This is a genomic window from Lancefieldella sp. Marseille-Q7238 (genome assembly GCF_949152215.1).
GTDB lineage: Bacteria > Actinomycetota > Coriobacteriia > Coriobacteriales > Atopobiaceae > Lancefieldella.
The window spans coordinates 856,625-869,380 of record NZ_OX424407.1; the positions used below are offsets into that span (position 1 = coordinate 856,625).

Consider the following 12,756-nt stretch of genomic DNA (forward strand, 5'->3'; position numbering starts at 1 on the left):
GCACACAGAGTAAAAGTATACCAAAGAATTCGCGTGCTAGATGTTACACACCAGACGCTGCGAGCTAGATGTACCCTCCAACCCTGCGGACACTGTTCTTCACAATGAGCCGTGGTTTCAATACCACTCTATGGGCGCTGTGAGCGCGAAGTCTTTCCTCTCCCTGATTTTCTTCGGCAATTCTTGAAAACAATAGGTCAAGAGCAGCGGCTGCCAACTCTTCGACATTTTGTTCGATTGATGTTAACGCTGGTTCAAAAAGGGCGTCCGCAGCGGAGTTGTCGTACCCGACTACCGAGTAGTTTTGCGGAACATGGAGTCCGTGCTCGTAGAGGTAGCGAAGCAATCCTAAGGCAATGTTGTCTGAGCCGGCAAACACCGCAGTAGCGTTCAGGCGAATAAGCTGTTGAGCGGCAAGGTACGCGTCGGGGATGTAATAGTCGGTATCCAGCACAAGGCTGGGATCCAATCTGATGTTCTTCTCGCCAAGCGCCTGCTCGTATCCGGCGAGACGGCGCATACCGGTCGCTGACTTAGTGTTGACCATACAGGCAATGCGCGTATGTCCATGATCAAGCAGGTGGCGAGTTGCCAGATAGCCGCCCAGCTTATTGTTGAAATACACCTTATCGCAGGAGAGCGTGTCTATGGTACGGTCGACCATCACAAAAGGGACCGGCAGCTGCGACAAATTGTCCGCGAGACTTTGCGCGTCACGACCTCCCGATGAAATGATAAAAAGCCCATCAACACCGCGATTTACCAGCAGTCCCACAAGCTCGGAGTCATTGGTGGAATTGTCATCGGAATTGGTGATAAAGAGCGCGTACCCACGTTGCCTACACCTTAGCTCCAGGTTTCGTGCCAGTGACGAAAAGAACCTCGACTCGATATTGGGGACGATGAGGCCGAGCGTTTTCGACTGCTGCGTCACCAAGCTGCGCGCAATCTGATTGGGAATGTAATGCTCACGCCGGGCGACCTCCAAAATGCGGCGGCGATGCTCTTCCGTGACGCGAACCGGCTTGCCGTTGAGCACCAAAGAAACCGTCGCCGGTGAAAGGCCGACTTCCCGCGCAATCGATTTGAGCGTTACCTTCTCTGGCATGAATCCCCTTCTGGGCCGCACCCTCGCCCTTCTCGCTTCAAAAGGTATTATAGAAGCATTGTGCCGAGCAGTTATCGAGAGGGCTTTTATGAACATTACTCCCCAAGAGGTCGCCGAGACGTTGGCAATGGTTGGCGAGCAGAACCTTGATCTTCGCACCATAACTATGGGGATCTCGCTCAACTCATGCGCTGACGAGGATCTTAACCGCATGTGCGAGAAGGTCTACGAACGTATTGTTCGCCAAGCGGAACACCTGGTAGACGTAGCTGTCGACCTGGAGTGCGAATACGGTATCCCTATCGCCAACAAGCGAGTTTCCGTTACACCCATAGCGCAGATCGCGGCCTGTACAAGCGCGGCAGACCTCTCCCCTCTGGCCTGCACGCTTGACCGCGCCGCTGAAACGCTGGGTGTCGATTTTCTCGGTGGCTTCTCTGCCCTCGTGCACAAGGGCACTGGCGATGCAGACCGTCGCTTGATCGCGTCGATCCCCGAAGCGCTGGCCACCACCTCACGCGTATGCTCGTCCGTCAACGTCGCGTCGACGCGTGCGGGCATCAATATGGACGCTGTGCTGCTCATGGCTGAGACCGTGCTCGAAGCTGCGCGCCGCACAACGAGCACTCAATGCTATGGCGCCGCGAAGCTGGTTGTTTTTGCCAATATGGTCGAAGACTCGCCGTTCATGGCAGGTGCCGTTCATGGCTCCGGCGAAGCGGACGCGATCATCAACGTGGGCGTTTCCGGTCCCGGCGTCATGGCCGCCGCTCTTGAGGAGCTGACGGACGATGCCAATCTTATGGATGTCGCCGAGAAAATCAAGGCCACCGCGTTCAAGATTACCCGTGCGGGTGAGCTCATCAGTCGAGAAGCTTCCCGGCGACTTGGTGTCGAGAAGGGCATCGTAGATTTGAGTCTGGCACCCACGCCGGCAGCAGGCGACTCTGTTGCTCGCATCCTCGAACTTATCGGTGTCGGCGAGTGCGGAGGTCCTGGAACTACCTGCGCTCTGGCTCTCTTGAACGATGCTGTCAAAAAGGGAGGCGTTATGGCATCAAGCTCTGTGGGAGGCCTGTCCGGCGCGTTTATCCCTGTATCCGAGGATGCAGGGATGATTCGCGCCGCTCAGGATGGCGCTCTCTCGCTCGAAAAGCTTGAGGCTATGACCTCGGTATGCTCGGTTGGACTTGATATGATTGCCATTCCCGGCGACGTCAGCGTTGAGACCATTGCCGGCATCATCGCAGACGAGATGGCTATCGGCGTCATCAATACCAAGACCACCGCTGTTCGCGTCATCCCCGCCATCGGCTACAAAGAAGGCGACATCCTGGAATTTGGAGGCCTCTTTGGTTCGGCACCCGTGATGTCCGTCAACCGCTTTGCGGGTTCAACGCTGGTCCATCGCGGCGGCAGATTCCCCGCTCCTTTGAACTCACTCAAGAACTAAGCCAGCTTGCTGTTCTGGTTGCTGCAGGATATCAGCATCGCGACATCGCGGCAGCGTAGCATCATAGTCCACAGGTTTTAAAATAACCCCTAGAGTAGCAAAAGTACCCGAAGAACTGAAGTGGCCTCTTCTCGCCCTATGGCTTTGCCGAGAAGAGTCATGAGACGTTGAAGATTAAAATCGTCGTCCGTGCGAGCGTACTTACAGGAGAACTCGCGCAGAATTCTGGAAATCTGAAAACGATCCTCCCTGTCGATAATCAAATCGAAGACCGTACGTTCAGGCCTCGTAACAGGCAGTCCTTTGAGAAAGGTAACATCTTTCGGCGCGACACGCCTCGTGCTGAAGTGAAGCTGAGCGTTCCGTGAATTAAAGCGTCGCGCCCCGAACATCCGATAGGGAGCCAATGGACCGTCCCCCACCTCCCAAAGGCAAGCGGCGGTCAGGCCGCCAATCACGAATCCGTCCCACTGAGCAAGCGAATTTCTTTCTCGTGAAAACGCTTTCGGAGCTGTAAGCTTCCACAAAGCGATAAGTTCATCCAGATTCGAGGGTTCGATGTCCACGAGACGATACGCGCCGCGAGTGACTCTGCTGATTCGACCTGATACCATAGCGTCATGAAGCGCGTCACGAGGAATCCCCATGCGCTCAGCCTGCGCTGTTGTAAAAATCCCCTCTCGTTCCGCGAGACGGGCAATTGTAGATATGTGTCTAAAGTAAGTCATGTTGCAATTGTAGGTTATATCCCTACTTTTGCAACGCGACTCAAAAACTACAGAAAAATAACTTACAGCCCGGTGAGAATGAACTCAAAACCCGTTGAGAACGCCGAAGATTAGGCGCCTATAATCCTTATGACGCTCGGCAGCAACCACAAGGCCGCTATAACAAGGTAAGGCCAGAAATGAGCCTTGGTGATGGCCGCAAACTCCCTGATAAATGCTGTAGGCCAATACCATCCTCTGGTATGTGAGCCAACACCGTCCGCCCGAATACCTAAATTGTGCGCGTACTCGGCACAGCGGAACACGTGAAAATCGCTGGTCACCATTGCTGCGCTGCATTCCTGATACTGTGCGTCAGCGTTTATAAGCGCCTGTGAATACTTGAGATTCTCCAACGTTGTCCTTGAACGATCTTCCATAAGGATGGCCTCTTGGGGAACACCATGTTCTACCAGATAGTCATACATAGCCTGAGCTTCTGAAACCACTTCATCGTCACCCTGACCTCCCGAAGCGACAAACTTGCCACAGCAACCCTGTCGATTCCAGAGCTCCAAAGCGCGGTCAATACGGCCGGCTAAAAGTGGCGTGGGCTTCTCGCCATCAAGGCCTGCGCCGTGGATGATGATGTAGTCATATCGGCGGTTCTTGGGCAAAATTCGATACAGCCATGAATACATGAGCAAGGCGACAAAGGTGAAGGAGAACCACAGGCCCTCAAAGAAGAAGAGTGCCGTGACGCCGAGAAGGAACTCATCTTGACTCGCATACATAGGCACGCAGTACATAAGGAGGATGAACAGGGCCAAGCCCATCGGTAAAAGCGAGGTCAGCGAAAGACCTTCTCTGCGTATCACGATAATGCCGTTTATAACCAAAAACGTGCAGGTCACAATCGGGAAAAGCGCAAAGAGAGCAGCAATGACATACACAGTCCACATCTGACTAAAACGCAAAATCAGAAGTAATACAAGCCACAGTATGGTCGCCAGCAGATAGATGGCGTTGCGGAACTGCCGCGGTTCTCTGAGAAACGAGCGTGTGAACAGAATGCCTAAAATGACTGCCGGCGAGAAAAACAGCGCATACACCACCAGCATCTGCCAATCCAGATTGGCTCCCATGTCTTTTATCAAAGCTTCAAGCATTTTGATGCGTCCGTCCAGATACGTTTCGTTCAGATACCTTTTGTTTGCATGCACACGCGCGAATGTCCACTAACGGCAAACCGTCTACCTTTCGCCGTTACGTCATGCCTGAAGATTATCTCATATATGAAAATAGAACGTATTCTAGGGGTCTTGGTCAGCCTGTATCGCGCGAGTACAACACACTCGCCGAACCTCCACTAAGACCGCAAAGGAGCGATTCTCGCGAGAAGACGCCTCGCGTAGAAAACGTCCGCTGTCAGCGCTTTGCGCCAGCAAAGCCACGTTTTTAGGAGGGTTTATGAAAGGTTATGCAATGCTCAAGATCGGCGAGTCCGGTTGGATTGAGAAGGATACGCCCGCGTGCGGTCCGCTTGATGCCATCTGTAAGCCGCTCGCGGTAGCAATCTGCACGTCTGACGTCCACACGCTTTGGGAAGGCGCCATCGGCGACCGCCACAATATGATTCTTGGCCACGAATGCTCCGCCGAAGTCGTTGAGGTTGGCGAGCTCGTCAAGGACTTTAAGCCGGGTGACCGCGTTCTTGTCCCCGCCATTACCCCCGACTGGAATTCCCTTGAGGCGCAGGCTGGCTATTCCATGCACTCCGGCGGCATGCTTGCCGGCTGGAAATTCTCTAACTTCAAAGACGGCGTCTTCTCCGAGTACTTCCATGTCAACGACGCTGACGGCAATTTAGCTCACATGCCCGAAGGCATGGATCCCGCGGACGCCTGCATTCTTTCCGACATGGTCCCCACCGGATTCCATGCCGTTGAGCTGGCCGGCGTTGAGTTTGGCGACACGGTACTTGTCATCGGCATCGGACCTGTCGGCCTCATGAGCGTCGCCGGCGCGGCTCTGCACGGAGCTTCTCGCATCATCGCCGTGGGCACCCGCCCTGTTTGCGTTGAGGCGGCCAAGGGTTACGGAGCCACCGATTTCATTTCCTACAAGGACGGCCCCATTGACGAGCAGGTCATGAAACTTACCGATGGTAAGGGCGTCGACCGCATTTGCATCGCCGGCGGCACTGTCGAGACTTTTGATCCCGCCGTCAAGTGCCTCAAGCCCGGCGGCAGAATCGGCAACGTCAACTACCTGGGTTCCGGCGATTACATCAACATCCCACGCGTTGAGTGGGGCGTTGGCATGGGTCACAAGGACATCCGCGGCGGCCTCATGCCCGGCGGCCGTCTGCGCATGGAGAAGCTCTCCAGCCTGGTCACCTCCGGCCGTCTTGACCTCCACCCCGAGGTCACGCACCTCTACCACGGCTGGGAGCACCTTGAGGAAGCACTGTTCTGCATGCGCGACAAGCCGCGCGACCTCATCAAACCGGTCGTTGTTATCGACTAGCCGACCGACTCGGCGTTTGTCCCGGAGCCGTCCGACGTAAGTCTTTCGGTTCCTGAAGCGTTTCGGTTCACGTTTAAGCTGGCGAGAAGCGCAATCTTCTCGCCAGCTTTCCGTTTGGAGCGGCATGAAGATTCTTGTAATTTCCGGATTTCTCGGAGCCGGCAAAACCACATTCATCCAGGAGCTCGTACGGCGCACCGGGCGCGACTTCGCCATTTATGAAAACGAATACGGCGAAGCGGACATCGACGCGCGGCGTTTACGCGAAGATTCCGACCTGCGCGTATGGGAGTCTGTTGAAAACTGCATCTGCTGCTCGGGCAAGAAAGATTTTGCCGCAAGTATCCTGACAATCTCAAACTCCCTTGACCCCGAGTTCCTGATTGTCGAACCTACGGGCGTGGCCAAGCTGCAAAGCATTCTCAACAATATCGGCCAAGTAACATGGGAGCGCATTTCGTTGCTTGCATCGGTAACCATTATCGACGCTCAATCGTGGCAGCAGCAGCGTCGGGCCTTTCCCGAGATCTTTGATGACCAGCTATCCGCAGCGAGAAGTATCGTCGTGTCCAAACTTTCATCCGACACTGAAGCTGATATCGCGCCGATCGTCTCTTTGGCGACAAAGCTCAATCCTGCGGCGGAGCTGATTGCCCGAGCCTCTTATGCCGATATCTCCGACGAATGGTGGGAAAGTCTGCTGCACCGCCCCTTTGCCGACACCGAAACCGAGTCCGCAGACGAGCGCGCTCCCGAAAGCGAGCGGCGCAATCACGGCAACCTCGGCGCTCCCGACAGCCACAGCAACCACCACGATCACGAAGAGATCGACCTTGAAACCCTGTCTTTACAGCATGCGGAACTGCCATCCCCCGCGCATCTGATCTGGCTTTTGGACGCAGCTTCCGCGGGCGTCTTTGGCAAGCTCGCACGCGCGAAGGGTTCGCTGCCTTGCGGAAACCAGTGGGTAAAATTCGACATGGTCGAGCGTGCCTGGGCCATTACTGGTGATGAGCCGCAAGAAGATTCTCGCTGCGTTTTTATTGGCCAAGATTTGCTGCGGTCGGGACTTCGAGAAGTATTTGTCCCAGCTCTTTGGCATGACGATGCGGAAATCAAGCATGAACACGCCCATCACCACGGGCATGAGCATTCCGGCAGCCAAGAGCATCACGATGCCCAGGAGCTCCATAACCAACCCGCGCAACGGCAGCGGTAAGAATCTCACCTTCGGTTTTCGCAAGCAACCGGTACGCGCCAACGAGCAACCACACCAACGCGCTAATAAGCCGGCGCATCAGCGCATCAACACATCAACAAATCAACGCGCTAGTTTTAAGCTATCCCAAAATCTCATCTGCATCGATATAGCGACCAGGCTTTCGCGGAGCCGCTTTTGGTTCAGGGCCATCAGGCCAACCGATAGCGCAGTGGCCAATGCCTGTCCAACTGCCCTCCACGCCCAGCTCAATAAGGAACTGTTTGAACTCTTCCATCTCAAACTCCTGGCGGGCGCGGTGAATCCAAATCGAACCTAGGCCTAAGTCATGCGCCGCCTGCATTAAATTACCCATGGTAAGCGAACCGTCGTATATGCCATTGTGATTGTCGGCTGGTACAAGCACCACAAGCAAAACCGGAGCGCCGTAAAATGGGTCAAAGCCCTCGGGTCGCCCCATGATCGCCGCGTTTGCGCGCACGAACTTCTCGCGAAGCTGAGGGCTAGAAACCTTAATCACAAGAGGGCACTGCGAGCCTACAGCGCTGGCAGCATATTCGCCGGCTTTGACGACTTTGGCGATAAGATCCTCAGGTACCGGCTTGTCGGTAAACTTTCTCCAGCTCCGGCGCGTCAGCAACGATTCATACGCTTCATTCATGAGAATCTCCTTCTCTTACGTGACCGCTTTCAGTGTACGCCAAGTACCTTCTCTATGAAACCAATTCAAATCCGAAAACCTGTGTCCAGCGTCAAGTGATATCTTGGACGTATCAGTAAACGCGCAAACGTTTCAAACTAACAGCCAAGGCAGGTTATGACAAACGCTCACCGTACTTCTCGCCAACACCGCCTCACCAAGACTCAGATACGCACGCTTACAACGCTTGCACTGACCCTTGCTATCGCTGTCGCGACGCTCATACAAGAGTGCACGACACGCTCGTATGACGCCGCGGCTCAATCGGATGCTCCCGCCGCCGTAACCGCCGCGGCGTCCGCTGATCCCACCAAAACTACCATCAGATTCCTTGATATTGGCCAAGGCGACGCTACAATTGTGGAACTTCCTGATGGCAAAACTATGGTCATCGATGCGGGGCCTCGCGGTTCGGCGAAAACAATTGAATCTCAGCTCAAAGCCGATCACCGGAACCAAATTGACTATCTTATCGCCACACACCCTGACGCCGACCATATCGGAGGAATGGCGGAGCTCATTCGTGATACTGACGTCAAGTCCATCTGGGCGCCAAACGCTACAAACAACACCGAAACCTTCAAAAACTTCCTGAACGCCATCGACAAAAAAGGCCTCACAATCACGCAGGCCGCCGCCGGCGCTACCATAGTCCAAAGTGACCAGTACTCGATCGATATCCTATGGCCTCCCGCGGCCGCGCAGTTTGATGACACTAACGACTATTCAATCATTATTAAACTGACCGTTGGCGAGAAGAACTTCCTCTTTACGGGCGACGCTCCAACAGCCCTTATCGATCAGGCCACCGAAGGTCATATCGACGTATTGAAAGTATCGCATCACGGGTCGCACACTGGCACCAACAAAGCGCTTGTCACTAAGCTCTCCCCCGACTATGCCGTTATATCCTACGCTCTCGACAATGACTACGGACACCCGCATGCCAGTGTACTCAAAGCGCTGAACAGCGCACACACGCAGGTATACGGAACAGGAGCGAACGGCACGGTTACGGCTGTCACCGATGGTTCAACTATTGCTCTGTACGTTCAGCGCGAGGGCACGCCCGTTGCCCCGCCAAAGTCAAAGTAGAGGTGCTCTATGACCGCGATTGTCGACAGAATCGAAGATAACAACATCGCCGTCCTTGAGATTAACGGTGGCGAGAAGTTCTTGGACGTTCCTCTTTCCGAGCTGCCCGAAGGAACCTCGCAAGGCGATGTTCTTACTCATACGGCAAGCGGATGGCAGCGCGACGCTGCAGCAACAAACAAGCGCTCGCTTGAAATCCTCAGTCTTTTCAACAAGCTTTTCAAGAGAGATTAAACTAAAATCCCTTGACTAAAGACCAGTGTCTCTGAACTAAAATCAGGGTCCCTGAATTACAAATCAGAGCGTCTGAGAGTATCTAAGGGTTCGAGGGTTCGAGGGTTCGAGGGTGTCTGAGAATCTCTAAAAAAGCGAGGCTGAAATCTTCGTTTCCGGCCTCGCTCCAAAGCTATTTCTTTGAGTCCTGTTACTTCTCGTCAGATTCAGACTGCTTCTTGTCGGAAGCCTCCTGCTCAGAAGAGGGTTTCTGAGCAGCCTCAGACGTTCCCTCTTTCACGCCCTGGGCAACGGCATCGGAAAGCGTTGGCGCGATGGCCTTTGCCCCTACAAGCGCGCCGAAGAGCTGCTTCAAGTCCAATCCCATAGAGTCACCAAGACCGGCGTTGATTTGCGTCACAGACTTGGTAATGTCCTCGGTGAGCTTCGCGGCGTTGCCTTCGCCGTACATCGTAATGGAATCAACGTTAGCAAGTGGCTCCGCGACAGCGCGGGCGACGTCAGGAAGCGCATTAAAGTACATTTCAAGCACAGCGGCCTGGTTCATCTTCGCCATTGCTTCAGCCTTCTTTTCAAGACCTTCGGCCTCAGCGGTCAGCTTAGCCGCGGTCGCGGCGGCTTCAGCGTCACCCTTAGCGCGAATGCCCTCGGCCTCGGCAAGCATGGCCTCACGCGTTGCCTTTGCAGCCTGCGTGCGCTCATACGCCTGGGCCTCGGCCTCTTTCTGACGGCGGAACAAATCAGCTTGGGCGGCCTGCTCAGCGGCGTAACGTTCAGCGTCCGCCTTCGCGCGAACCTGAGAATCGAGGGTATTCTTGGTGACCTCGACCTCTTTCTGCTTGACGACAGCCTCCTGCTCCTGCTTTACAATATTTGCCGCCGCGGTCTCACGCTCGATATCCTTCTGCTGGATTTGCTTTTGAATCTCATACGCGGCGTCCGCCTTCGCGTTTTCTGTATCAGCTTCAACCTTCAGCGCCGCCTTACGCATAGCCAGGTCGGTCTGTTTCTGAGCGATGTCAAGGTCAGCATTGACACGAGCTTCATTGGACGCCTTATCAGCGGCGGCCTGAGCCTCAGAGATCTCCTGGTTGGAACGGGCCTGAGCAATCTCAGCGTCCTTGCGGATAGTCGCGACATTCGCAACGCCAAGGTTATCGATGGTGCCGTCCTTATCGGCAAAGCCTTGAATGTTGAAGGCGACAATCTCAAGACCCATCTCAGCGAGATCCTGGTGAGCGTTGTCCTGCACACGCTGTGCAAACGTATCGCGATCGGTAACGATATCCTTAAGCTTCATCTGACCGATAATGGCGCGCAGGTGTCCTTCAAGCGTATCGCGAACCTCATTGGAGATTTCGTCGATATTTTTGTACAGGAAGTTGCGTGTAGCGGCCTGCAGGAGCTCCGGCGTCTCGGTTGCAATGCGAACCTTAACGGCGGCGTCCGCCTGCACGTTGATGAAGTCATTTGTAGGCACGTAATCTGATGTCTTGACATCCACCGGAATCATAGCCGCGGTCATCGAGTCAACGCGCTCAATCATCGGCACCTTAAAGCCGGTTTTGCCGTGAATGATGCGCTGCCCCCACGGGCCTGAGACTACTTTAATCTCTGCGGGAGACGCAGATACAAAGCCGTTTATCAAGACGAGAAGAACGATAATCACCACGCCCACAATGGGGATGATTGTTCCCAGCGAACTCAACATAGTTATCCTTTCTACCGCTTCTCCAGACGTATCATTCTAGGGCATATTCCAGCAGGTTGTACATACGCCTCAACAGACTTTTCTATCCCTTCCAAACCTTCATAATTGCCGCTACCACGAACTTGCGCACAGCCTCAATAACGGCGCAGCAAACGAACACCCCAAGAATCATTTTGAAAGAATACAGCACAAAATGCAGTTTTGAATCGGTGAGATGTGTCGCCACGTGAAAAAGATCCCCTTGCCAAATAAAGCGCCACACGAAATTGTTTTCATGAATCAGATAGACCCCAAACATCAGGCTTGCAAGGTAATTGATTCCTTTACTCCTAAAATCAAATCGAGAGAAAACGAGGAAAAGTCCAACCGCGGCGAGCGCAATCGGAACTGAGGAAATGTCCATAAACACATGAGCCGATGTGTTTTGATAGCCGGCGCGAGCAAGAGCCGCCAGAACAGCTGGTCCCGCAAGCAGGATTATCGCTGCAATAAGTATGCAGGCAAGCGGAATTACGGGACTGGAAAACTTGTCCTTAAAGCGATTCAGAGAGTAGCCCATCACCACAAAGATAATCGTTGAACTTATGACGCCGCCAATGCTTGCAAATTCCGAAGTGAGGAAAAAGTCAAACGTCGCGGCTCCAGTATTAAATAGAAAGCTCAGCAATACAACGGCGACAATCTCTTTGAAGCAGAGCGCGTCAAGCCATTTCTTCAGATAAGGCGAGAGCAGCGTGATGTAGATATAAGTAGAGATAAACCAGTAGGAATTCAAAAATATCGGAAACATTGACTGAGCGACCACCTGCGACATTGGAGTAGTAGCTGCCACAAGAGGATTATGGAAGAGGTACGCAAGCGCTAGTATAACCCATGAATAAAACCAGGTCGGACGTGCAATCTTAAAGACTCGTTGCCAATGGAAGTTTTTTCTTTCATACAGAAAATAGCCGGAAATCAAAAAGAATATGCCTACACCAATTTGCCCAAGGCTCTCAAGCAGTTCAAGCCAATACTCGTTAAATACCATGTGACCGGCAGACGCCCAATTAACTCGGCTGCCAAAGTGACAGGCAATAATCATCAACATCGCGAGGATGCGCAAGAGTTCCAAACTAGAATTTCTTGTGCCTCTTTTGGCAATTGCCCGTTCTTCCGTCTGCTTTTCCATAAATGCTGCTTCCACCTTCGCAGTTGTCCTTAAACTCTTTGCATTGTACCGTGAACTATCGAGAAGTGTCGCTGATGAGGCTACTTGAATGAGCCTTTTGCTGTTTAAGGTTTTACCATTTTGCGATTCCGAGGCTTACGTATACAGTTACTCAGTTTTAAGAATAAACAGATAGAATCTCTCGCCAGGCTCAAAAAATCACCTTTGAAATTCTTTAAAGGACCTTGTATATCCCCAAAACGGAAAACAAGCTCTTTAATAGTTAATACGCTGCAACAAACCCGACAAGTACAGTAATTTCCATATCTTTTGCACTTTCGTAAACGCATTCTGCATAATCTGAGATCTATCAGGAGGCGCAGGGAATACTACAACTCAGTCTAGTATGTCCCTCCGGGAGGAACAGACTTTCCGATTATAAAACGAGGGTTGACCCTCCCCAATTAGCTGGGCAGGACCAACCCTGTTAATCACAATATACTACAATTCCCGCTAGTTTAACGGAAAGGCACGAGATTCTGGTTCTTGATATCTGTGTTCGACTCGCAGGCGAGAATCTACTAGGTGTAACCAACCAGCCGTGCGGTTGGTTTTTTATTAGGCCGCACGGCCGGAAAGGAGCAAGAAATGCTAGGATCAATGACGGATCCAGCGATTAAGGAGGCTCTTCAGAAAGCAAGACAGCTGAAGAGAAAATGCGCTCGACTGTAGAAGCTATGGTTGCGTATTTCAAGCCCAAGGCAGAGGCAAAGGTTCCCAATCCCGATAAGGGATCATCCCCGCGTGTGCGGGGAACAACACTATGCCGAAGATTTGGGTACAATAATAT

11 protein-coding genes are annotated in these 12,756 nt (G+C 53.1%); 5 read left to right on the forward strand and 6 right to left on the reverse strand.

Features of this window, described 5'->3' with window-relative positions:
• Positions 1 to 64 precede the first annotated feature (64 nt).
• Positions 65 to 1,108 (reverse strand): LacI family DNA-binding transcriptional regulator, encoded by a 1,044-nt coding sequence (locus QM016_RS03845; protein WP_282710251.1) that lies wholly within the window; start codon positions 1,106 to 1,108, stop codon positions 65 to 67.
• 88 nt (positions 1,109 to 1,196) lie between these two features.
• Between QM016_RS03845 and QM016_RS03850 the strand changes: the two genes are divergently transcribed.
• Entirely contained in the window at positions 1,197 to 2,561 is a 1,365-nt protein-coding gene (locus QM016_RS03850) for a PFL family protein (protein ID WP_282710253.1), read from the forward strand.
• 89 nt (positions 2,562 to 2,650) lie between these two features.
• Here the strand turns inward: QM016_RS03850 and QM016_RS03855 are convergent, their stop codons facing one another.
• Together QM016_RS03855 and QM016_RS03860 are read right to left on the reverse strand one after the other, a co-directional pair.
• Positions 2,651 to 3,289, reverse strand: a complete 639-nt coding sequence (locus QM016_RS03855; RefSeq protein ID WP_282710255.1) for a type IV toxin-antitoxin system AbiEi family antitoxin domain-containing protein — start codon at positions 3,287 to 3,289, stop codon at positions 2,651 to 2,653.
• Between the two features lie 110 nt (positions 3,290 to 3,399).
• Entirely contained in the window at positions 3,400 to 4,437 is a 1,038-nt protein-coding gene (locus QM016_RS03860) for a YdcF family protein (protein ID WP_282710257.1), read from the reverse strand.
• Between the two features lie 301 nt (positions 4,438 to 4,738).
• Between QM016_RS03860 and QM016_RS03865 the strand changes: the two genes are divergently transcribed.
• Together QM016_RS03865 and QM016_RS03870 are read left to right on the forward strand one after the other, a co-directional pair.
• Positions 4,739 to 5,797, forward strand: coding sequence for an NAD(P)-dependent alcohol dehydrogenase (locus tag QM016_RS03865; protein ID WP_016478043.1), 1,059 nt, complete (start codon positions 4,739 to 4,741; stop codon positions 5,795 to 5,797).
• Between the two features lie 124 nt (positions 5,798 to 5,921).
• Positions 5,922 to 7,016 carry a GTP-binding protein gene (locus QM016_RS03870; RefSeq protein WP_282710267.1) on the forward strand — a complete coding sequence of 365 codons (1,095 nt, stop codon included), beginning with the start codon at positions 5,922 to 5,924 and terminating at the stop codon, positions 7,014 to 7,016.
• 121 nt (positions 7,017 to 7,137) lie between these two features.
• Here the strand turns inward: QM016_RS03870 and QM016_RS03875 are convergent, their stop codons facing one another.
• Positions 7,138 to 7,677 carry a nitroreductase gene (locus tag QM016_RS03875; protein WP_282710269.1) on the reverse strand — a complete coding sequence of 180 codons (540 nt, stop codon included), beginning with the start codon at positions 7,675 to 7,677 and terminating at the stop codon, positions 7,138 to 7,140.
• 156 nt (positions 7,678 to 7,833) lie between these two features.
• Here QM016_RS03875 and QM016_RS03880 point away from each other — a divergent pair, with 156 nt between their 5' ends.
• Together QM016_RS03880 and QM016_RS03885 are read left to right on the forward strand one after the other, a co-directional pair.
• Positions 7,834 to 8,811 (forward strand): ComEC/Rec2 family competence protein, encoded by a 978-nt coding sequence (locus QM016_RS03880; protein ID WP_282710271.1) that lies wholly within the window; start codon positions 7,834 to 7,836, stop codon positions 8,809 to 8,811.
• A 9-nt stretch (positions 8,812 to 8,820) separates the two neighbouring features.
• Positions 8,821 to 9,045, forward strand: coding sequence for a DUF3006 domain-containing protein (locus tag QM016_RS03885; protein ID WP_016478047.1), 225 nt, complete (start codon positions 8,821 to 8,823; stop codon positions 9,043 to 9,045).
• 190 nt (positions 9,046 to 9,235) lie between these two features.
• Here QM016_RS03885 and QM016_RS03890 read toward each other — a convergent pair whose 3' ends face one another.
• Both QM016_RS03890 and QM016_RS03895 read right to left on the reverse strand, forming a co-directional pair.
• Positions 9,236 to 10,756 (reverse strand): flotillin family protein, encoded by a 1,521-nt coding sequence (locus QM016_RS03890; protein WP_282710278.1) that lies wholly within the window; start codon positions 10,754 to 10,756, stop codon positions 9,236 to 9,238.
• Between the two features lie 82 nt (positions 10,757 to 10,838).
• Entirely contained in the window at positions 10,839 to 11,927 is a 1,089-nt protein-coding gene (locus tag QM016_RS03895; RefSeq protein ID WP_282710280.1) for an acyltransferase, read from the reverse strand.
• Between the last annotated feature and the right edge of the window lie 829 nt (positions 11,928 to 12,756).